This window comes from Enterobacter cloacae complex sp. P1B (genome assembly GCF_014982345.1).
Taxonomy (GTDB): domain Bacteria; phylum Pseudomonadota; class Gammaproteobacteria; order Enterobacterales; family Enterobacteriaceae; genus Enterobacter; species Enterobacter bugandensis.
Genome location: NZ_JADCLF010000008.1, coordinates 44,693 through 65,983, shown reverse-complemented (window position 1 = coordinate 65,983; position 21,291 = coordinate 44,693). Strand labels below are relative to the sequence as shown.

Below are 21,291 nucleotides of genomic sequence, written 5' to 3'. Positions count from 1 at the left end.
TCACGGAACAACAATCAGCGGGCCGCTGGCCGCACCCGTTGCCCGCCACTGCGGAAAGTACATAGACTCCACCATCGGAACCGGTACCTGGTAGGTGCCCGGCGTTACGGCACGGGCCAGATAAACCAGCGTAACCGGCTGACCTCTGTTTACCGGCACGGCGGCCACAAAACGGTCGTCGCGGAACTCCATGTGCTGAATGTCCGCCTGCTGCATCTGGCTGAGCAGGTTCTGCACTTCGCTGCCGCTGTCCTGCAGGCTTGCGCTGCTGCTCGCCAGGTTCTGGTTTTCCAGCTCCAGACCAGCAGGGAGGAGATCCACAACCAGCGCATCCGGAACGTTCTGGCTGGCTTTCACTTCAAGCCAGACCAGCACCAGTTCACCGCTCTTCAGCGAAGAGAGCGATTTGCTGCTGCCATCGGTTGCCAGGATATGACGTTCAACCTGCAGCACGTTGGAACTCGGCTGAGGCGCATATTCCGGATAGCCGGTGCTGTCCAGACGTACCCACAGCGGTGCCGTGCCGGTATTGGTTACCTGAAGCGCACCAAGCTGGTCGCCGCTTACGTTTTGTACCTGCGCCTTATCGCCGCCTGATGCGGTATCAGACAACGTGGTTTTCGCCTGCCATGCGCCTGACAGGGTTTGCAGCGAACGTCCGGCCAGGAACAGCGCATTGCTCTCCTGGGTGGATAGCCAGCGCTGGCTGAATGCCTGCTCAGAAAGAGCATTCAGCAGCGTATTTTGCGCATCCGGCAGCAATTTATACTCCTCCAGAAGGGAGAGCATCAGCGCGTTATCGCGAAGCGGGCTGCCGTAATCGGCCATCCATGTTTTTCTGTCGTTACGCGGTGTTTTGAGCGCCAGATCCAGCGCCTGCTGGCTGCGCGGCGCATCGCCCATCAGTTTGAGCGCCATGCCCAGCTGCATCAGCGGCAGGCCGGAAGCCGCCTGCCCGTGGCGCTCCCAGATTTCACGCAGCGCGCCCAGCGGGGCTTTTTGCTGACGCGCCAGCACCAGCGAGGCATACGCCTGCACGGCAAATTTGCTGGCCTGGGTGTCGTCGCTGTAGCGGATAGACATCATGCCCGGATCCTGCAGGTAGCGCAGCAGACGGTTGTTGGCGTTGTTCACCGCATCGGCAGGTACGCTATAACCCTGCTCGCCCGCGCGCACCAGGAAGTCAGTCACATAGGCGGTCAGCCAGTACTCTTCAGGGCCATTTTTATCCCACAAGGCAAAACCGCCATCATCACGCTGCATCTGCAGCAGACGGGAGATCCCAATATCAATGGCAGCACGGCGCTGGTCATCGGTATCTCCTTTTATACCAAGCGCGGTAAGCTGCGCGGCGTTGGTATAGAGTGACGGGAACAGGCCGCTGGTGGTCTGCTCCAGGCAGCCATACGGATACGCCTGCAGTTCACGAATATAGCGCGCCAGGTTGAGCGGTGGTTTGCCGCTCAGCAGCAGTTGCCCCTGCAGGGTGGCAGGAGAGAAACCGTTGCTGTGCTGCGCCGGTGCGTTCCAGGACTCGCCGGGGTTCAGCATGGCACCGGTATTGACCGTCTGCGCCGGGAATGCCGGACGTACGCCAATTTTCCAGCTCTTCTGCTGCGGGGCAAAGGTTTCGCCCGGAAGCTCCAGGCCGGTAACCTGCGCCGTCACCTCACCGTCGCCATAACCCTCCAGCGCACGCACCGGAATAAACAGGGTACTGCGCGCGCCCGGCGGCAACTGAACCGGCTGCGGCTGTGCACCTTCCAGCGACACTTTTCCTGTCGCGCTCAGAGCGACGTTCAGCGATTGCGGTTTGTCGGTCAGGTTAGTGAGATCCAACGTCAGCCGTGAGGTATCTCCACTTGCCAGGAAGCGCGGAGTATTAAGCTCGGTAATAACCGGCGCGGCCACCACAACCTTGCTTTCGCTGCTGCCGAAATCATCTTCCGTCCACGCCTGCGCCATCAGACGCAGTTCGCCGTTGAAATCACCAATCGGCAGCGTAACGGTGCCTTCTCCGTTGGCATCCAGCGTAACCGGCTGAGCCTGCTGGGCAATAATGGTGACGTGGTTCACCGGCGGTTTACCGCCGCGCTTGAGTTCATCGCCGTCACCACCGAAACGCAGCGCGGCCATGCGGCCCTGCCCTTCAATGACCTGGCCGTAGATATCATAGATATCGGCGCCGTAACGCTTCTGGCCGAAGAAGGCCTGCCATGGATCTGGCGTAACGTAATCGGTAATGTTCAGCACGCCGCTGTCCACCGCCGAGACCAGCACGTTCACTTTCTGCGGAACCGCCCCCTCTTTTACGCTGGCTTTCACTTTCACAGAGAGCGTCTGGTTTGGACGCATTTTCTGCGGGTTATCCAGCGCAATGTTCAGGCGGCGATTTTCGTCGCCCATCGGCAGATGCAGCAGACCAACCGCGCGCTTCGGCGTGGCGGATTTGGATTTATCGCCAGGACGCACCACCAGCGTACTGAGATAGAGATCGTGACGTTTCCAGGCTTTATCCACCGGAATGGAAAGATCGAGCCCGTTTGCCGGTACGTCGATCTCTTTCCACCACAGCGGCCCTTCGCTGGACTCGATCATCGCATAGCCCTTGCCTGCGGCTGGCGCTGCTATGTGCAGCTGGATGGTATCGCCTGGCTGATAGGCCGGTTTATCCAGTTTCAGGGTCACGCGGTCAGGGCGCACCGCACCCGTGCCGTCGCTGTTATCCTGCCAGCTGTAACCTGCCCAGAAGCGCACGCTGCTGACCACATCATCAGGCGCTTTCACTTCCAGACGGTATGAGCCCCACTCCACCGGGAAGGTGACTTTGCCGGTTTCATCGGCCTTAAGGCTAAGCTCCTGCTCGCCCTCAATCAGCTCTTTTTGATCAAACTGAGACTGCCAGCCTTCGCTCTCGGACCAGTTCCAGAAATAGTCACGGCGTTCACGGATCAGGCGTACCTGTAAGCCGGATACCGCTTTTTTCGCGCCGCTGGCATCGGCATAGACGATGTCAAAGCTGGCGTTGCCGTTCTCGTCGACGATCGGTTGGTTGACGGTGGTATCGGTACGGTAGTCGTAGACCGCCTTACTGGCGAACTGCGGACGGATACCCGGCAGTTGCGCCGCCGGCCAGATAGCCTGCTCCGCGCGGCGCGTCACCGGACGGCCGCCTGATTCCAGCAGGCTCGCCTGCAGGATCAGCTGCAGAGGAGAGTGTACCTCTTTCCACTGGCTTTCGATGGTGACCTGCCCGTGCCCCTGCTCATCCAGCGTAAGCTGCACTTCATCCAGACTGCGGCTCAGGTTTTCTTCCGCAATATCACCAAACTGGAAGCCGGGCAGCGCAGCAACGGCCTCACGCAGCGGACGCAGGAAAAGCTGGCCCTGAAGAGAATTGCCGTTGGCCGGAGCGCCATACAGGTAATAGCCCACGATGTTGAAGTCCACCTCATCCTGTGGGGAAACCGGTGCTTTTTGTCCCGTCAGATTGAGCGCCATACGCTCGGGCATAAAATCTTCGACGTGGAAATCCCACAGGCGCTGCTGGTTATCGCCCGTATTGGCGCGAATATGCCACATGCCGGTCTGCGCGCCGCTATCCAGCGGGTAGTTGAAGCGGTAGAGGCCGTTCTCAGGCTGAACAACGATCGTGCGTGCCACCTGGCCGTCCGGGCGCAGCACGTCAAGCTTCACGGGCTGATCTGGAAGCGGTTTTCCGTCGCTGTCGCGCAGCAGGCCGTTAAGGATCACCGTTTCACCCGGACGATAAAGATCGCGTGGGCCAAACATAAAGAATTGCTTGCTGAAGCCGGGGCTACCGGCGATGTCGAACTCTGCCAGGTCGAGCGCTGGCAGCTTGAGATCGAGCAGCGTTGTCTGGCCGTCTTTGCTGGCGAGGATCAGCGCGGCTTCTTTGTCTGTTTCAAGCTTCGCATGGCCGTCGGCGTCGCTGCTGGCTTCGGCGAGCGTCTGACCTTTGTCATTCAGCAGCGTGACGGTGACGCCGGACTGCGCCGCACCGTTTTCCAGGCTCTGGGTGAAAATGTCCAGCCGGTTATGATAGCGGTGAGCAGACAAACCGATATCGCTCAGGGTAAAGAGCGTTGCGGCATTGCTGTAGTTGTAGTGCCCTGCCTGGTTCATGACGGCGATATAAACGCCGGACTGCTGAAGCGGCTTGATATCTTTAAGCGGCAGGAGCAGTTTTTCACGCGTGTTGCGCGCCGGGTTGAGGTCAAAACGACCGGTATAGACCAGTTCCGCCATCTTCAGCAGATTGTCAGATTCCCAGTTGGTCAGCGAGTTGCGGTACTCCCACTGGCTGACAAACGAGGCCAGCGATTCCGGTTTCACGCGGTAGAAATTGACGTCCACATTGTTGACGTTAAGCGCCATCACCGGCAGCCCTTCCACCACCTTGCCCGGCAGCAGCGAGCCGCGGCTGGCAAAACCGACCGTCGGCTCTATATCTCGCGTGGTCAGAGCTTTTTCATAATCAATGCCAAAAGTCGCTTTGTTCAGCGCCACCAGCCCACGATCCACGGTGATAACCAGGTTTCGGTTAGGCTCCAGATGGCGCAGGCGAAGCTCTTTCAGGTTAGGCGCAAGTTCCCACGCCCCGTCAACTTTGCCGCTTTTCTTATCCACAACATGCACTGTTTTCGCGAAATCCTGTTCCGGATCCAGCGGGACAGAGAAGGTCAGCACCAGCGTAGCGGCGCCGTCCAGTTGCACTTCAGACGCATCAAGCAGAGTCAGCGCTTTTCCCTGACTCTGGGCGGCCATTTTAGCCAGCTTTTCAGCGTCGGGCTTTTCCGCGGCTTTCGGTGTTGATGCGGTGGATGCTGCGGGAGCCGCAGCCTGAGGTTTATCGTCGCTGTTATCACAGCCGACAAGCGTAAAGGTGGTGAGCAGCGCGAGAGAGATCGCGGCTAAGCGAAACGGTTTCATCCTGTGTCCCTGGCCTGAGGGGGCCTGTTGGTCGTCGTCCGGATAAGTATTATCCGCAAGTTTCGTTAATACAAAAAGTCCAATTTAAGAATCTGGAAAGCGCCTCGCAGAATGGCATCACGCCGCTACACCGGGATGGAACCGCGATCACAGCGCATAACGTCACATGTTACCTTTTACGTCATTTGTTTTTAAAACAAGAAGATAGCTGGATATGTTCGCTCAGAGCCTGCTAGTTTTATGACCATGACGCACCCCGAGTGCGCGGTTCAAAAAGAGAGAAAGCCATGAAACGAGCCGTGAACGCCCTACAAAATTTCGGAAAATCATTATACGGACCGGTACTTATCTTACCGATTGTCGGTCTGTTTATCGCCTTTGGCAATGTGCTGGGCAACGGTAACCTGGCCGAATACCTGCCGTTCCTTGGTCATCCGCTTATCCAGAGTATCGGCCAGCTGATCGCCAAATCTGCCGTGTCGGTGCTGGTCAACCTGGCGCTGGTGTTTGCCGTCGGGATCCCGACTGGTCTGGCGACGCGCGATAAAGGCTACGCGGCGCTGATTGGGCTGGTGACTTTCGTGGTGTTTATCAACGCCATGAACGTGACGCTGCAGCTGCAGGGCGAGCTGGCCCCTGCTGAGCAGATGAAAGCCGCCGGGCAAAGCATGGTGCTGGGCGTCCAGGTGCTGGAGATGGGCGTTTTCGCCGGGATCCTGACCGGGGCACTCTCCGGTTATCTGTACAACAAATACTCCGTCGTACAGTTTAACGGCGCGATGGCGATTTACTCCGGCCACTGTTTTGTCGCCATTGTCATGTTGCCCGTCTCTATGCTGCTCGGCGTGGTAATGAGCGAACTCTGGCCGTTTGCCCAGCACGGCATTAGCACCCTGGCGCTGGCAATTAAAGGCTCTGGCCCGTTCGGGGTGGCGATCTACGGTTTCCTTGAGCGCATTCTGGTGCCGACCGGCCTGCACCATCTGGTTTATACGCCGTTCCTGTATACCGAACTGGGGGGCACGCAGGAGGTGTGCGGCACGGCTTATCAGGGGGCGCGCAATATCTACTTCGCCGAGATGGCCTGCCCGGACGTGAAGCAGCTCAGCAGCACGGTAGTGTGGGACGCGCGCGGCATCAGCAAGATGTTCGGCCTGCCCGCCGCGGCGCTGGCGATGTACATGACCGCGAAGCCGGAGCGTAAAGCCGTTGCGAAAGCCATTCTGATCCCGGCGGCGCTAACCTCGCTGCTGGTCGGCGTGACCGAACCGATTGAATTCTCCTTCCTGTTCGTCGCCCCGCTACTGTTCGTGGTGCATGCGGTCCTGACCGGTATTGGCATGATGCTGTTCTCGCTGCTGGGCGTTCATGCCATCGGTGCCAACGGGATTATCGATTTCATTCTCTACAACCTGCCGCTCGGCACCGAGAAATCCAACTGGCCGATGTACATCGTGGTTGGGCTGATCATGTTTGCCCTCTACTTCGTGGTGTTCCGCTTCCTGATCCTGCGTTTCAACATGAAAACGCCGGGCCGTGAGGATGAAGATCAGGAGACACGCCTCTACAGCAAGCAGGAGTACCAGGCGAAAGGCAATAACGACGGGCTGGGCGAGTCCATCGTGGTGGGCCTGGGCGGCCGGGAAAATATTGAGGTTGTGGATAACTGCTACACCCGCTTACGCGTCACGGTGAAGGATGTTGCCATCATCGACGAGCCGCGCCTGAAGGCGACCGGCGCGAAAGGGGTTATCAAACAAGGTAACAACGTTCAGGTGGTCTACGGGCTGCACGTCAAAAAAATGCGAGAAGCCGTTGAGACGTTTCTCTGAAAGGAGCTAAAGATGTTTACACCCCCATTCATTCTGTCGATTGCCGGCGGCGGCAGCACTTACACGCCGGGTATTGTGAAAAGCCTGATGGTGCGCCTGCAGGATTTCCCGCTGGCCGAAATCCGCCTCTATGACATCGACGAGGCGCGTCAGAACACCATTGCGCCGGTGGTTGAGAAAGTGATTCGCGACCACAGTCAGAGCATCAAATTTACCGTCACCAGTGACCCGGAAGTGGCCTTCAGCGGCGCGCATTTCGTTTTCGCCCAGATGCGCGTCGGCCAGTACAAAATGCGTGAGCAGGATGAGAAGATCCCGCTGCGTCACGGCGTGGTCGGCCAGGAGACCTGCGGCCCCGGCGGGCTGGCCTACGGACTGCGCACGATCCTGCCGATGGTCGAGCTTATCGATCTGGTGGATCGCTACGCGCATGCGAAAGCCTGGATCGTGAACTACTCCAACCCGGCGGCGATCGTCGCGGAGGGCGTGCGACGCCTGCGACCAAATGCTCGCGTGCTGAACATCTGCGATATGCCGGTCGCGGCGATGCGTAATATGGGGGCCATTCTGGGTGTCGATCGTCGCAAACTGGAGGTGGACTACTTTGGCCTGAACCACTTCGGCTGGTTTACCCGCGTGCTGGTGGACGGCGAGGACAAATTACCGGAGCTGCGTAAACATATCGCGAAGTTTGGCCTGCTGACGGAAGATGCCGCAAAAACCGATCCGCAGCACTCGGATCCTTCGTGGGTTAAAACCTGGCGCAACATCAAGCCGATTATGGATAACTTCCCGGAGTACCTGCCGAACCCGTACCTGCAGTACTACCTGATGCCGAACCAGATTGTGGAGCAACAGAACCCCGACTATACCCGCGCCAATGAAGTGATGAACGGGCGTGAGAAAAAACTTTTTGCTGCTGCTGAAGAGTACAAGCGCACCGGGATTTTACCGGATGCCTTCCACGTGGGCGTTCACGGCGAGTTTATCGTCGATGTCGCCTGCTCGCTGGCCTTTAACCTGCGCCAACGCCATCTGGTAATGGTGGAGAACCGCGGGGCGATTACTAATCTGCCATACGATGCGGTGGTGGAAGTACCCGCCTACATCACCTCCGAAGGGCCGGAGCCTGTGCGCGTGGGGCTGGTACCGCTGTTCCACCAGACCCTGCTGCAACAGCAGCTGGCATCTGAACAACTGCTGGTAGAGGCGACCATCGAAGGCAGCTATGAGAAAGCGCTTCAGGCGTTCACCCTCAACCGCACCGTGCCCACCATGGAGCACGCAAAAGCGATTCTGGATGAGATGATAGAAGCCAACCGCGACTACTGGCCTGCGCTGCAAAAAGCCTGGCAGGACGGCGAAACGGTGAAAAAATAGGGGCTTGCTCGCGAGTTGAACGTGGTTTGCTTGTCGGTGTCAGAAAAAACACCGACAATCCTTTTTTACGGAAAAGAATGGAGGCAACCCATGTCCACCTCATATTTTGTCGCCGCCGACTGGCTGATTGAGCACGGCGACGATCCGGAAGTCCAGATTATTGACGCGCGTATGGCCCCGCCGGGGCAAGAGCATCGTGACGTTCCCGGTGAATACCGCGCCGGGCATCTGCCTGGCGCGGTATTTTTTGATATCGAAGCCCTCTCCGATCATACATCACCCCTGCCGCACATGCTGCCGCGCCCGGAAGCGTTTTCCGTGGCGATGCGCGAGCTGGGCGTCAGCAAAGACAAACATCTTGTTGTTTACGATGAAGGCAATCTGTTCTCCGCGCCGCGCGCATGGTGGATGCTGAAACAGTTTGGCGTGGAAAAAGTCTCGATTCTGGCGGGCGGTCTGGCGGGCTGGAAGCGTGGCGAGCTGCCGCTCCAGCAGGGCGACGTGACGCTGCCGGAAGGCGAGTTCGACGCGACGTTCGACGCTAACGTGGTGAAGCGCCTGACCGACGTACTGGTCGCGAGCCATGAAAAGACGGCGCAAATCGTCGATGCGCGCCCTGCACCACGCTTTAACGCTGAAGCGGATGAACCACGTCCGGGGCTGAGACGAGGCCATATTCCAGGTGCGCTGAACGTGCCGTGGGGCGACCTGGTGTTTGAGGGCGAGCTGAAAACTACCGACGAGCTGCGTGCCATTTTTGACCGCGCGGGCGTGGATTTACATCGCCCGATTATTGCCAGCTGCGGCTCCGGCGTGACGGCCTGCGTGGTGATCCTGGCGCTCGCCACCCTCGGCGTCAACGACGTTACGCTCTACGACGGCGCCTGGAGCGAATGGGGGGCGCGTGACGATCTGCCAGTTGAACCGGCGAAATAATGGATAACCGCCTGGCCACGCTGTTAACGCGCGGGGCGTCCCTGACCCGCGCGGAGTATCGCGTCCTCGCCCACCTGACGGAGCATCCGCTGCTGGTGGGCAACATTACGGTGCGCGAGCTGGCGCAGGCGACGTTTGTTTCTACCGCCACCATTATGCGGCTGTGTCAGAAGCTAGGGTTTAGCGGCTTTAGCGAGTTTATCTGGCACTGCAAGCAGCTGCTCTCCGACACGCCGCATATTGCCGCTCAGGCGCAATCTCTTCCTGAGCTCCCGGCGCTGTTTAATCAGTTTATCGCTAACTATCAGCACACCTTCCAGTGGATCACGCAGGAGAAGCGCCAGCAGTTCGCCGACCTGCTGCGGCAGAAAGAAAGCTTTTTCCTCTACGGGGCCGGGTTTTCCTATCTCTTTGCCGAATACCTGACCAAGAAGCTGCAGGTGCTGGGCAAAACGGCGTTCATCTCCGGGCCGGGGGACAGCCGAAACATTTTTCTCAGCAACGCCGCGCGTTATCAGGTATTTATTGCCGTCTCCCGCAGCGGCGAAACGGAACAGGTGCTGGATAAGGCGCGGATTGCCAAAAACGTCGGCATGACGGTCGTCGCCTTTACCCGCGCCTCGGCCAATACGCTGGCGGGCATGGCGGACGTGCACTTTGCACTGTATGACGAAGCGGTGCACTTCGCCGCCGAAGCCGCGGGCGTGACGTCGTTTGAGTCGAATCTGGTGCTGCTGATGGATTTACTGCTGCTGGAGGCAACGGGGTGACATTCACCCCGCCGTAATCAGATGATGCGGTTGGTCTTGAGATCGCGCAGGAAGCCGCCCCAGCGACGCTCGTAGAACGGCGTGATATGCTCGGTGATGAAGTGGCTGATGCCCTTCTCACCTTTCGTCACCTGACAGATATCGATCGGCTCATCGCCCGGCAGCGTGTCGGTGGCCACGCTTCCCGCCGCCTGAATGATGTCGTCGATATCGCCGTCGGCTTCAATCCCAATCAGCAGAACAGGCTTTTCGTTAGCGCTCTCTTTGATAGAGCAGAGGAACGCGCGCCTGACGGGCTTGAGCGTTTTGAACAGCGTCGTCAGCGAATCGATCATCTGCGCAGGCGGCTCGGCCACCTCAGACAGCAGCAGCGTTTCGCCCCCTTCCAGCACCTCCTGGGTGCTAAGCGGGTTACCCTCTTCACCAATCAGGTGGCTGATCTCACGCGGGGTGAACTCTTTCCCGGTTGGCAGCTTAGCGTTAAGGAACAGCGTCTGGCCCAGCGTCATTTCGAACAGCGTGCGCACCGGCATTACCACGAACGCCTGTTCATCTTCTACCGCTTCCTGCAACGCTTCCAATGAAGTGAAGAACGGGATCACCGACGTGCCGTCATCTTTCTCCCAGTGCAGCAGATCCAGCGCGCTGTCTTCCACTACCTGCTCACCTTCCGCCGCGGTGCCCGGCACCCAGACGGTGGATTCCAGTAGCGTGCGGAAAAATGCCGGACGATGGGCGGGCTCGGTCGCCGCCTGTTCCAGCAGGGTTTCTAATTCGTTTTTGGTATCTGACATAGTTTGGCTACTTCAATAAACGCCGGGTGGCGCTTTGCTTACCCGGCCTACAAAACCACAGGCCCGTGCAAGCGCAGCGCCGCCGGGCAAAAAAGATCACTCAGCCGTCAGCAGGTTCGCCACGGTACGCACGCCCAGACCGGTCGCCCCCGCGGACCACTGCTCAACTGCCGCTTTACGGTAGGTTGCGGAGCAGTCGATGTGCAGCCAGCCTTCGTGATAGTTCTCAACGAAGTGCGACAGGAAGCCTGCTGCGGTACTTGCCCCCGCCGGGTACGCCGCGCTCGCGGTGTTATTCAGCTCGGCAAAGTTAGACGGCAGCTGGCTGCGGTGGAACTCGGCCAGCGGCAGACGCCAGAACGGTTCGTTTTCCGCAGCCGCGCTTGCCAGCAGGCGAGCGGCCAGCTTGTCGTCAAAGCTGAACAGCGCGTGGTAGTCGTTGCCCAGGGCGGTTTTCGCCGCGCCGGTCAGGGTCGCCATGTCGATAATCAGCTCTGGCTTCTGGGCAGAGGCGTCGATCAGGCCATCGGCCAGCACCAGACGGCCTTCGGCATCGGTGTTCATCACTTCGACATTTTTACCGTTGCGGTAGCGAATGATGTCGCCCAGCTTGAAGGCGTTGCCGCTCACCATGTTGTCCGCGCAGCACAGGTAGAGCTTCACGCGCTTGTTAAGACCGCGGGTGATGGCGAATGCCAGCGCGCCGGTGATGGTTGCCGCGCCGCCCATGTCGGACTTCATGGAATCCATGAACGCGCTCTGCTTCAGGCTGTAGCCGCCGGTGTCGAAGGTGATACCTTTACCGACCAGGCAGGCAAAGACAGGCGCGTCTTTATCGCCGGTTGGGTTGTAATCCAGCGCCAGCAGGACCGGAGGACGTTCGGAGCCGCGGCCCACGGTATGAATGCCCATGTAGTTCTGCTCGCGGAGATCTTCACCTTTGGTGATGCGGTAGGACATCTTATCCCCCGCCACGCCGCACAGCAGGTCAACCGCACGCTGCGCCAGTTGCTCAGGGCCTAACTCCTCCGCCGGGGCGTTGATGGTGTCGCGCACCCAGTCGATAATTTTCAGGCGGCTTTCCAGCTCTTTCTGACCGGCTTCGTCGAGGTTCGCCCACTCAATTTTACGGGTGCCTTTCGGGCCTTTGTAGCCCGCCCAGAACGCCCAGCTGCGGTCAGTATCCCAACCTTCGCCTTCCAGCGAGACATGCTTAATGCCCAGGCCGTCAATTTTACGCGCGGCGCGCTGGATCAGACCTAAATCATCTTTGCCCGTCAGGTGCAGGGTGATACCGTCGTTGTTGATGCTGTAGCTGGCTTTCTCGCCCCAGCGCGCGTCGGCGGGCTGCGTAGAGAGCGTAATCTTCATCGCTTCGGTCATTTTATTTATCCTTATTAGCAAACGGGCCGCCTGAAGGCAGCCCGTTAAGTGATTTACTCTGCTTCATCTAACCAGACTAACAGAATCGCCTCCAGAATTTTTTCATTGGATGCGTTTGGATCGTCGTCGAAATCCTCTAAATCGCAGATCCACTGGTGCATGTCGGTGAATCGTACGGTTTTGGGATCGAGATCCGGGTTCGCGTCGTAGAGCGCTTCGCCGATTTCACGGCTGTCTGTCCACTTCAGTCCCATATTAATGCTCGCGTGCGTGGTTGATGGTGTAGCGTGGGAATTCCACGACCAGATCTTCATCGGTCACCGCGGCCTGGCAGCTCAGGCGGCTGTCTGGCTCCAGACCCCATGCTTTATCCAGCATGTCGTCTTCGTCTTCGGTGCTCTCGGCGAGGGAGTCAAAACCTTCACGCACGATGCAGTGGCAGGTGGTGCAGGCACAGGATTTTTCACAGGCGTGTTCCACTTCGATACCTGCACGCAGGGCAACATCGAGAATGGTTTCACCGGTCTTCGCTTCCAGAACAGCGCCATCCGGACAGAGGTCCGCATGAGGCAAAATAACAATCTTTGGCATATTAAACCTCGTCCACGGACTGGCCTTTCAGCGCGACGCGGACAGATTTGTCCATGCGGCGAGCAGCGAAGTCCTGGGTTTGTTTATCAACGTTTTTAATGGCTTCTTCTATTGCGTCAGCGTCATTGCCTTCGGCGACTGCGCGTAAGCGCGCGGCAGCCTCGTCAATCACCTGACGCTCGGCGGCGCTTAACAGCGCGGCATCGGCAGCGAGCGCCCCGTTCAGACTTTCCAGCACACGTGCGGCTTCAACTTTCTGTTCAGCCAGCATACGCGCCTTCACATCCTGCTCGGCGTAGCTCATTGAATCCTGGATCATGGAGGCGATTTCGCCATCGGTCAGGCCGTAGGACGGCTTCACCTGGATGGACGACTCCACGCCGGTCGATTTTTCCATCGCCGTGACGCTCAGCAGGCCGTCCGCATCTACCTGGAAGGTCACGCGAATATGCGCCCCGCCAGCTGGCAGCACCGGGATGCCGCGCAGCGCAAAGCGCGCCAGAGAGCGGCAGTCCTGCACCAGTTCGCGCTCGCCCTGCATCACGTGGATGGACATCGCGGTCTGGCCGTCTTTGAAGGTGGTGAACTCCTGCGCACGCGCCACCGGAATGGTGGTGTTACGCGGGATCACTTTCTCCACCAGGCCGCCCATGGTTTCTAAACCGAGAGACAGCGGGATGACATCCAGCAGCAGCATTTCACTGTCCGGCTTGTTGCCAACCAGAATATCGGCCTGGATAGCGGCGCCGACGGCAACCACTTTGTCCGGGTCGATGGAGGTCAGCGGCGTGCGGCCAAAGAACTCGCCCACCCGCTCGCGCACCAGCGGCACGCGCGTTGAGCCGCCCACCATGACCACTTCCAGCACCTCGTCAGCCTCCACGCCCGCATCCTTTAATGCGCGACGGCAGGCCAGCAGGGTGCGTTTAACCAGAGGCGCAATCAGCTCGCTGAACTGGTCGCGGGTGATTTCACCCTGCCAGCCTGCGACATTAACGCTGACCGACTGCGCATCGCTCAGCGCAATTTTGGCGTCGATGGCTGCATCCAGCAGTTCGCGCTGAACGCGCGCATCGCTGCGATCGCTGATGCCCGCCTGCTCGCGGATGTAGTCCGCCAGCAGATGGTCGAAATCATCGCCGCCGAGCGCGGAATCCCCGCCGGTCGCCAGCACTTCAAACACGCCGCGGCTCAGGCGCAGGATAGAAATATCAAAGGTGCCGCCGCCCAGATCGTAGACCGCAATTACCCCTTCCTGACCGGAGTCGAGGCCGTAGGCAATCGCCGCCGCCGTCGGTTCGTTCAGCAGGCGCAGCACGTGCAGGCCCGCCAGACGCGCGGCGTCTTTGGTGCCCTGTCGCTGTGCGTCGTCAAAATAGGCCGGAACGGTGATCACTACGCCGTCCAGATCGCCGCCAAGCGTCGCCGTCGCGCGCGCCGCCAGCGCTTTGAGGATATCAGCAGACACGCGAATTGGGTTCAGCAAACCGGCCGCCGTGGCAATCATCGGCAGACCGTTTTCACTGGCCTGCAGCTGATACGGCAGGTGCGGGTAGCGGGTCTGGATATCAGCCAGCGAGCGGCCCATCATGCGCTTTACGGAGCTGATGGTGTTGGCCGGATCGCGCGCGGCGTTGGCGCGGGCGTCATAGCCGACCGCGTGACCCTGCTGCTGGTAGTGGACCACGGAAGGCAGCAGATGGCGGCCCTGCTCGTCGGCCAGCGTTTCCGCCTGGCCGCTGCGCACGGTCGCCACGAGGGAATTGGTGGTGCCCAGGTCAATACCGACCGCCAGACGACGCTGGTGCGGTGCGGCGCTTAAGCCAGGCTCACTAATTTGTAATAAGGCCATAATTGCTTCCGAAATTAAAAATCGAGCAGCTTTTCTTCGAGTTGTTCAGCGCTGCTTCGCAGTTTATCGAGAAAACGGAGTTTGCGCACAGTGTCTGCCGCCACGTCCCAGGTCTCGTTGTTCAGTTGCTCCACCATCTGCTGATGGCGGGTATCGAACATGCCCTTCACGCGCGTGATAAAACGTTCCAGACGCGCTTCGTCTTTGGCCTGTTCAATCTCATCCAGCTCTTCGCGCAGCTCCAGCTGTTCCATCAGAAACGCGGTGTCGCGCACGGTGTGCTGTTCGCTCGCCAGATCAAAGCCGTGGAGCAAGAGCAGATATTCTGCACGCGCCAGCGGATGGCGCAGCGTCTGCCAGGCCTGGTTGATGGTCGCGGAGTGCGATACCGCAGCCAGCTGCTCTGCCTGCGTCCCGCTGGCGAATTTATCCGGATGATACTGACGCTGCAGATCCTGAAAACGGACCGTCAGCGCCTGAAGATCGATCGGGTATTGAGCGGGTAGTCCGAAGAGAGTGAAGTAATCCATAACAATCTCAGGGGTAGCCTGTTAGAACAAACCCCACGCGCAGCAAAGCCACGGTGGGGTTTCGGATGACGCGCGGTTAAACGTGGAAGCTTTCGCCGCAACCACACTCGTCTTTGACGTTCGGGTTCGTGAATTTGAACCCTTCGTTCAGGCCTTCTTTTACGAAGTCCAGCTGAGTGCCGTTGAGAAATTGCAGGCTTTTGCCATCGACCACCACCTTCACGCCCTTGTCTTCAAACACGGTGTCATCAGACGCCGGCTCGTCAACAAACTCCAGTACGTAAGCCATACCAGAACAGCCGGAGGTACGTACGCCCAGTCGCAGGCCAAAGCCTTTACCACGGTTCGCCAGAAAAGAGCTTACTCGCGCGGCAGCGCTGTCGCTAAGGGTAATCGACATACTCAAACCTCAATTATTTTGCTTCACGTTTGCTTTTGTAATCCGCAATGGCGGCTTTGATCGCGTCTTCTGCCAGAATTGAACAGTGAATTTTCACCGGCGGCAGTTCGAGTTCTTCAGCAATATCCGTGTTCTTGATTGCCTGTGCTTCGTCCAGAGACTTGCCCTTCACCCACTCGGTGACCAGGGAGCTGGACGCAATTGCAGAACCGCAGCCGTAGGTCTTGAAGCGCGCGTCTTCAATGATACCTTCATTGTTGACTTTAATCTGCAACTTCATCACGTCGCCACACGCTGGCGCGCCAACCATGCCGCTACCGACAGATTCATCGCTGTTGTCAAAAGAGCCAACGTTGCGCGGGTTCTCGTAATGATCGATAACTTTTTCGCTGTATGCCATGATTGAATTCTCCTTATATACCGATTAGTGATGTGACCATTCAATGCTGTTCAGATCCACGCCCTGCTTGAACATTTCCCACAGTGGAGAAAGGTCGCGCAGACGGCCAATGGAGTTACGAACCAGCTTGATGGTGTAGTCAATCTCTTCTTCGGTAGTGAAACGACCTAAAGAGAAACGGATAGAGCTGTGTGCCAGCTCGTCAGTCATACCCAGCGCGCGCAGCACGTAGGATGGCTCCAGGCTTGCAGACGTACAGGCAGAACCGGAAGAAACGGCCAGGTCTTTCAGCGCCATGATCAGCGATTCGCCTTCAACATAGTTGAAGCTGACGTTGAGGATGTTCGGCGCGCCCTGCTCGAGATCGCCGTTCAGATACACTTCTTCCATATCTTTCACGCCGTCCCACAGACGGTTACGCAGCGTGCGCAGGCGTGCCATCTCGGTTTCCATCTCTTCTTTCGCAATGCGGTACGCTTCGCCCATGCCCACGATCTGGTGAACAGGCAGCGTACCGGAACGCATGCCGCGCTCGTGACCGCCGCCGTGCATCTGTGCTTCGATGCGGATGCGTGGCTTACGACGAACGTACAGCGCGCCGATCCCTTTCGGGCCATAGATTTTGTGGCCGGAGAAGGACATCAGGTCTACTTTCAGCTGGCTCAGGTCGATAGGCAGTTTGCCCACGCTCTGGGTCGCATCAACGTGATAGATGATACCGCGCGCGCGGCACATTTCGCCGATGGTCGCGATGTCTTGTACCACGCCGATTTCGTTGTTAACGTGCATGATGGAGACCAGGATGGTGTCGTCACGCATCGCCGCTTCGAGCTCTTTCAGGTCAATAATACCGTTGCTCTGCGGCGCCAGATAGGTCACTTCGAAACCTTCACGCTCCAGCTGGCGGCAGGTGTCCAGCACGGCTTTGTGTTCGGTTTTGCTGGTGATGATGTGCTTGCCTTTTTTCTGATAAAAGTTGGCTGCACCTTTGATCGCCAGGTTGTCGGATTCGGTCGCACCGGAGGTGAAAACAATCTCACGCGGGTCGGCACCCACCAGGTCAGCAATCTGATTACGGGCGATATCCACCGCCTCTTCAGCATGCCAGCCAAAACGGTGTGAACGGGAAGCTGGGTTACCAAAGTTTCCGTCCAGGGTCAGACACTGCATCATTTTCTCGGCAACACGCGGGTCCACCGGCGTGGTTGCGGAGTAGTCGAGATAAATCGGTAATTTCATTGCTCTATAAACTCCGTACATCGCTTCAATGCAAGGAATCAGGCAACCGGCTGGATGTACGACCGAGTACGCGGGGTGTGACCACCCCGGCCTGATTCTGAAATACTTATCGTTTTATTACGCGCGTAATTTGACGTCGATAGCGTCCTGCGCGCGGGTGCTGCGTTGTGAATCATGGCTGTGCTGACGGCCTGATACGTCCAGAACTTCCTGGTTATTGACCAGTTCACCGAGGGTGATGTTGTTCAGGAAGCCGGTCAGACGGTCGCTCAGATCGCGCCACAGCGCGTGGGTCAGGCACTTATCGCCGCCCTGGCAGCCGCCTTTACCCTGGCAACGGGTTGCGTCAACGGATTCATCCACCGCGCTAATCACTTCGCCAACCGCAATACTGCCCGCGTCTTTACCCAGCAGATAACCGCCGCCCGGGCCACGAACGCTGGACACCAGTCCATTTTTACGCAGTCTGGAGAACAGCTGTTCCAGGTAAGAGAGGGAGATCCCTTGTCGTTCAGAAATATCAGCCAACGGAACCGGGCCCGCTTCGGAGTTGAGCGCAACGTCCAGCATCGCGGTCACGGCATAACGCCCTTTAGATGTCAGTCTCATGTCTTACTTAACCTCAAACTCGCCCCTGCCCGGGGTTTTTTATAGTAAAATGGGGGTATTGCATAGCAGGGCCAAGTCTGACATTCCTGACTAAAATGGTCAACTATTTACTTGACTGTTTTAGTCAGGTATTTAACCTTCTGTGCCTTCATAATATAGGTGCGGCCTGATGCCCTCACCCCAACCCTCTCCCACGGGGAGAGGGGGAAATCGGCACTACTCTTTATTCTTCTGCTCAATCGACGCCAGAATTCCGCGCAGGATGTTCAGCTCCTGGCTTTCCGGACGCGCGCGGGTAAACATGCGGCGCAGCTTATTCATCACCTGGCCAGGGTGGCCTTCACGGATGAAGCCGGTAGCGAGCAGCGTCTGCTCCAGGTGACCGTAGAAACGCTCAAGGTCGTCCACCAGCGGGTAGGCCGTCTCTTCTTTCGGTTCTGCCTGCTTCTCCTGCGTCGCCAGCCACGCCATACGCACCTCGTAGGCGATAACCTGCACCGCCATTGCCAGGTTCAGCGAGCTGTATTCCGGGTTGGCGGCAATTGCCACGTGGTAGTGGCACTTCTGCAGTTCGTCGTTGGTCAGGCCAACGCGCTCGCGGCCAAACACCAGCGCAACCGGTGCCTGCTCTGCTTCTGAGACGCTTTTCAGGCCGCATTCACGCGGATCCAGCATCGGCCACGGCAGCGTGCGTGAGCGCGCGCTGGTGCCGACAACGAGGCTGCAGCCGGCCAGCGCTTCGTCGAGGGTATCAACGATCTGCGCATTACCGATTACGTCGCTGGCCCCGGCCGCCAGGGCGATAGCCTGAGAGTCTGGTTTCACCAGCGGATTAACCAGCCACAGGTTCGTTAAGCCCATCGTTTTCATAGCGCGGGCCACAGAGCCCATGTTGCCGGTGTGCGATGTTTCGACCAGCACGATTCGAATGTTTTGCAGCATAATTTTTAGATGTCTGGGTTCAGTGTCTGAAGAATATTCGGGCATATTATCATAAACGGGAGACATAATCCGATCCCGCTGCTATACTCTGCGCCGATTTTCCTGTTCTTTAACATCCAGTGAGAGAGACCGATGCATCCGATGCTGACCATCGCCGTGCGCGCAGCGCGCAAGGCGGGTAATGTAATTGCCAAACACTACGAAACGCCAGACTCCGTAGAAACCAGCCAGAAAGGCAGCAATGATTTCGTGACTAACGTCGATAAAGCCGCAGAAGCGATTATTATCGAAACGATCCGCAAATCTTACCCGCAGCACACCATCATCACCGAAGAAAGCGGTGAACATGAAGGTACCGATCAGGATGTTCAATGGGTTATCGATCCACTGGATGGCACCACCAACTTCGTTAAACGCCTGCCACACTTCTCTGTGTCAATCGCAGTTCGCATTAAAGGCCGTACTGAAGTCGCCGTTGTTTACGATCCAATGCGTAACGAACTGTTCACCGCGACCCGCGGCCAGGGCGCACAGCTGAACGGCTACCGTCTGCGCTGCAGCAACGCACGCGATCTGGACGGCACCATCCTGGCGACCGGCTTCCCGTTCAAGGCGAAGCAGCACGCAACTACCTATATGAATATCCTGGGCAAGCTGTTCACCGAATGCGCGGACTTCCGTCGCACCGGCTCTGCTGCGCTGGATCTGGCCTATGTGGCAACCGGCCGCGTTGACGGTTACTTCGAACTGTCACTGAAGCCGTGGGACTTCGCTGCAGGCGAGCTGATCGCACGTGAAGCAGGCGCGATTGTTTGCGACTTCACCGGCGGCCACAACTACATGACCACCGGCAACATCGTTGCGGGTAACCCACGCGTTGTTAAAGCCATGCTGGCCAACATGCGTGACGAGCTGAGCGATGCGCTGAAGCGTTAATCTCCTCATCTCAGCCCTCTCCCCAAAGGGGAGAGGGTGCTAAACGGCGCCGCGCTCATCCACATCGTCACCGCCGCCACCAGCAGAATCACTCCCCCCGCCAGCGCGAGCGTTGTCCATCCTACCTGTCGCCACAGTACCGGCGTTTTATTGCCGCTGAGTTTTACCGCAAGCTGACGGAAGCTGTGAACCAGCAACGCCAAAGACGAAATGGTGAGAGAGGTTCCTGCCGCCATCGCCAGCGCCGAGAGCATGCCCCAGCCGAACACGCCAATCACTTTACTGAACAGCAGCACCATGATTGCCCCCGAGCACGGGCGCATCCCCATAGAGAGAACTATCATCAGCCGCGCGCGCCAGTCGTCACCGCTCTGTAATTGTTCCTGCGTCGGCAGATGCTGATGCCCGCAGCCGCAGTGCTCATCATGCACATGGTGCGGCGTAAAGGTTTTGAATTTGGGCTTTTGCAGCAGCGCGCGCAGCTTTTTCAGTGCCCGCCAGCAGAGGATCAGCCCCAGCACGCCGACCAGCGCATAGCTGCCCTTCTCCAGCCAGAAGCTGCTCAGGTGCAACTGGCGCGCGGGAAGCTGTAATAGCGAAAGCACAACCACCACCAGCGCAATCGCCACGCCCCCCTGAAGCAGCGAAGAGACCAGCGTCAGGCCAATGCTTGATTTCAGCTTCGACGGATGGGTAGCAAGCCAGGTGGTGATGACGATTTTGCCGTGCCCCGGCCCCAGCGCGTGCAGCACGCCATAGATAAAGCTGAACGCCAGCAGAGAACCGCCCGCTTTGGTCGGGTTCTCCGCCACCGCCTTCAGCAGCCCGCTCATCTGCTGATTGACCTCACGCTGCCAGATGATGCTTTTCATCATCACCTGCGGCCAGGCCTGCCACAGCCAGAGCGAACCGCAAACGGCGAGCAGTAGAAAAAGCGCCAGCGGCCAGAGGTGCAGCCAGCGGCGCGGCTTTCGTACCGGAGAGGAGATCACTGACATTGTAACGTTACCTTCTGTGCAAACTGTTTACCCAGTTCCATGTCCTCCGGTGGGGCATCCTCTTTATCAAGAGAGACAGCAAAATTCAGCGTCTCTTCGCTGGGCTTCGGGGTGTGAACCGTAATGTTGCAGGTTTTTTGCAACGACGCAGGAAGCTGCACGTCGCTGTCCTCGGCGTAGCTCATATCGACGTAGTACGTTGGGTCAAAGGTAGAAAACGTATAGGTTTGTCCTGCCAGCGGCTGCGGATGCGCCAGTGGAAGCACGAACGTCAGCACCGCCTGATGTCCGTCGCGGGACATGCCGTATTCTGTCGGGCGATTGAGGAACTTCACCTTTTGTCCGTTATGCCAGAACTCGGTGAAGTAGTGTTGCCCGAGCACGTTGGCCATCACTTCTGCCGCCAGCTTTTTCCAGATTTCGTCGCCGGGCTTCGCGTTACCCGCATCATAAAGCAGATCCGCCGAGGTGATTTCATCCATCGTCCAGCGCATTTTCAGGCCGCTCAGCTGCGTGCCGTCGGTGACCAGCTCGGTTTTCAGGCTGATAAAACTGTGAGGATGTGCGCTGGCGGTAAAGGTGATAACCGCCAAAAATAACGCCATCGCATTTTGTTTAACTGTCTGCATCAATTCCTCACGTCAAAAATTCTGTGATGTTCCCCAGCAATCCTGAGTGAAAGGCCTGCCGGCACGCTTTTCAGCGCCCATCCTTTAGCTATTCTTATCAAACATTCACACTGGATA

The 21,291-nt window shown here is 58.2% G+C and carries 19 protein-coding genes; 5 read left to right on the top strand and 14 right to left on the bottom strand.

Translation table 11 applies throughout. The features are described from left to right. The gene (locus INF77_RS08810) at positions 1-4,953 is read right to left on the bottom strand and encodes an alpha-2-macroglobulin (RefSeq protein ID WP_193532634.1); all 4,953 of its coding nucleotides are present in this window, start codon (positions 4,951-4,953) and stop codon (positions 1-3) included. Positions 4,954-5,240: 287 nt separating this feature from the next. Here INF77_RS08810 and INF77_RS08805 point away from each other — a divergent pair, with 287 nt between their 5' ends. From INF77_RS08805 to INF77_RS08790, 4 genes are all read left to right on the top strand, one after another. Continuing rightward, positions 5,241-6,785 carry a PTS transporter subunit EIIC gene (locus INF77_RS08805; protein ID WP_193532633.1) on the top strand — a complete coding sequence of 515 codons (1,545 nt, stop codon included), beginning with the start codon at positions 5,241-5,243 and terminating at the stop codon, positions 6,783-6,785. A 12-nt stretch (positions 6,786-6,797) separates the two neighbouring features. Then, a complete protein-coding gene (locus INF77_RS08800; RefSeq protein ID WP_193532632.1) occupies positions 6,798-8,165 on the top strand; it encodes a 6-phospho-alpha-glucosidase in 1,368 nt (455 codons plus the stop codon). Between the two features lie 90 nt (positions 8,166-8,255). After that, the gene (gene sseA, locus INF77_RS08795) at positions 8,256-9,101 is read left to right on the top strand and encodes a 3-mercaptopyruvate sulfurtransferase (protein WP_048960053.1); all 846 of its coding nucleotides are present in this window, start codon (positions 8,256-8,258) and stop codon (positions 9,099-9,101) included. Continuing rightward, the gene (locus tag INF77_RS08790) at positions 9,101-9,871 is read left to right on the top strand and encodes a MurR/RpiR family transcriptional regulator (protein WP_028014071.1); all 771 of its coding nucleotides are present in this window, start codon (positions 9,101-9,103) and stop codon (positions 9,869-9,871) included. The genes sseA and INF77_RS08790 overlap by 1 nt, the downstream gene beginning before the upstream one ends. 17 nt (positions 9,872-9,888) lie before the next feature. Here the strand turns inward: INF77_RS08790 and sseB are convergent, their stop codons facing one another. The 11 genes from sseB to trmJ all read right to left on the bottom strand — a co-directional run bounded on the left by sseB (position 9,889) and on the right by trmJ (position 18,611). Beyond that, complete coding sequence (gene sseB / locus INF77_RS08785) at positions 9,889-10,665, bottom strand: enhanced serine sensitivity protein SseB (protein WP_048960051.1); 777 nt, start codon at positions 10,663-10,665, stop codon at positions 9,889-9,891. 96 nt (positions 10,666-10,761) lie between these two features. After that, the gene (gene pepB / locus INF77_RS08780; protein ID WP_069733424.1) at positions 10,762-12,048 is read right to left on the bottom strand and encodes an aminopeptidase PepB; all 1,287 of its coding nucleotides are present in this window, start codon (positions 12,046-12,048) and stop codon (positions 10,762-10,764) included. Positions 12,049-12,101: 53 nt separating this feature from the next. Beyond that, the gene (gene iscX / locus INF77_RS08775) at positions 12,102-12,302 is read right to left on the bottom strand and encodes a Fe-S cluster assembly protein IscX (RefSeq protein ID WP_003860650.1); all 201 of its coding nucleotides are present in this window, start codon (positions 12,300-12,302) and stop codon (positions 12,102-12,104) included. 1 nt (position 12,303) lies between these two features. After that, positions 12,304-12,639 carry an ISC system 2Fe-2S type ferredoxin gene (gene fdx / locus INF77_RS08770; protein WP_003860652.1) on the bottom strand — a complete coding sequence of 112 codons (336 nt, stop codon included), beginning with the start codon at positions 12,637-12,639 and terminating at the stop codon, positions 12,304-12,306. 1 nt (position 12,640) lies between these two features. Beyond that, positions 12,641-14,491: a Fe-S protein assembly chaperone HscA gene (gene hscA / locus INF77_RS08765; protein ID WP_193532631.1), complete on the bottom strand. Its 1,851-nt coding sequence runs from the start codon at positions 14,489-14,491 to the stop codon at positions 12,641-12,643. Positions 14,492-14,505: 14 nt separating this feature from the next. After that, positions 14,506-15,021, bottom strand: coding sequence for a co-chaperone HscB (gene hscB / locus INF77_RS08760; RefSeq protein WP_049136695.1), 516 nt, complete (start codon positions 15,019-15,021; stop codon positions 14,506-14,508). Between the two features lie 76 nt (positions 15,022-15,097). Continuing rightward, complete coding sequence (iscA, locus tag INF77_RS08755; protein WP_003860659.1) at positions 15,098-15,421, bottom strand: iron-sulfur cluster assembly protein IscA; 324 nt, start codon at positions 15,419-15,421, stop codon at positions 15,098-15,100. Positions 15,422-15,434: 13 nt separating this feature from the next. Beyond that, positions 15,435-15,821, bottom strand: a complete 387-nt coding sequence (iscU, locus tag INF77_RS08750) for a Fe-S cluster assembly scaffold IscU (RefSeq protein ID WP_003860661.1) — start codon at positions 15,819-15,821, stop codon at positions 15,435-15,437. Between the two features lie 24 nt (positions 15,822-15,845). Further along, positions 15,846-17,060 (bottom strand): cysteine desulfurase, encoded by a 1,215-nt coding sequence (iscS, locus tag INF77_RS08745; RefSeq protein WP_003860663.1) that lies wholly within the window; start codon positions 17,058-17,060, stop codon positions 15,846-15,848. A 117-nt stretch (positions 17,061-17,177) separates the two neighbouring features. Then, positions 17,178-17,669: a Fe-S cluster assembly transcriptional regulator IscR gene (iscR, locus tag INF77_RS08740; protein ID WP_008502158.1), complete on the bottom strand. Its 492-nt coding sequence runs from the start codon at positions 17,667-17,669 to the stop codon at positions 17,178-17,180. 216 nt (positions 17,670-17,885) lie between these two features. Then, positions 17,886-18,611 carry a tRNA (cytosine(32)/uridine(32)-2'-O)-methyltransferase TrmJ gene (gene trmJ, locus INF77_RS08735; RefSeq protein WP_028014076.1) on the bottom strand — a complete coding sequence of 242 codons (726 nt, stop codon included), beginning with the start codon at positions 18,609-18,611 and terminating at the stop codon, positions 17,886-17,888. A gap of 132 nt (positions 18,612-18,743) precedes the next feature. On the opposite strand from trmJ, the gene suhB reads away from it, so the two are divergent. Beyond that, a complete protein-coding gene (gene suhB, locus INF77_RS08730; protein ID WP_028014077.1) occupies positions 18,744-19,547 on the top strand; it encodes an inositol-1-monophosphatase in 804 nt (267 codons plus the stop codon). A 5-nt stretch (positions 19,548-19,552) separates the two neighbouring features. Here the strand turns inward: suhB and INF77_RS08725 are convergent, their stop codons facing one another. Together INF77_RS08725 and INF77_RS08720 are read right to left on the bottom strand one after the other, a co-directional pair. Then, the gene (locus INF77_RS08725) at positions 19,553-20,545 is read right to left on the bottom strand and encodes a nickel/cobalt transporter (RefSeq protein WP_047368105.1); all 993 of its coding nucleotides are present in this window, start codon (positions 20,543-20,545) and stop codon (positions 19,553-19,555) included. Continuing rightward, positions 20,536-21,174 carry a DUF1007 family protein gene (locus INF77_RS08720; protein WP_028014079.1) on the bottom strand — a complete coding sequence of 213 codons (639 nt, stop codon included), beginning with the start codon at positions 21,172-21,174 and terminating at the stop codon, positions 20,536-20,538. Before INF77_RS08720 ends, INF77_RS08725 begins: the two co-directional genes overlap by 10 nt. Positions 21,175-21,291 lie beyond the last annotated feature (117 nt).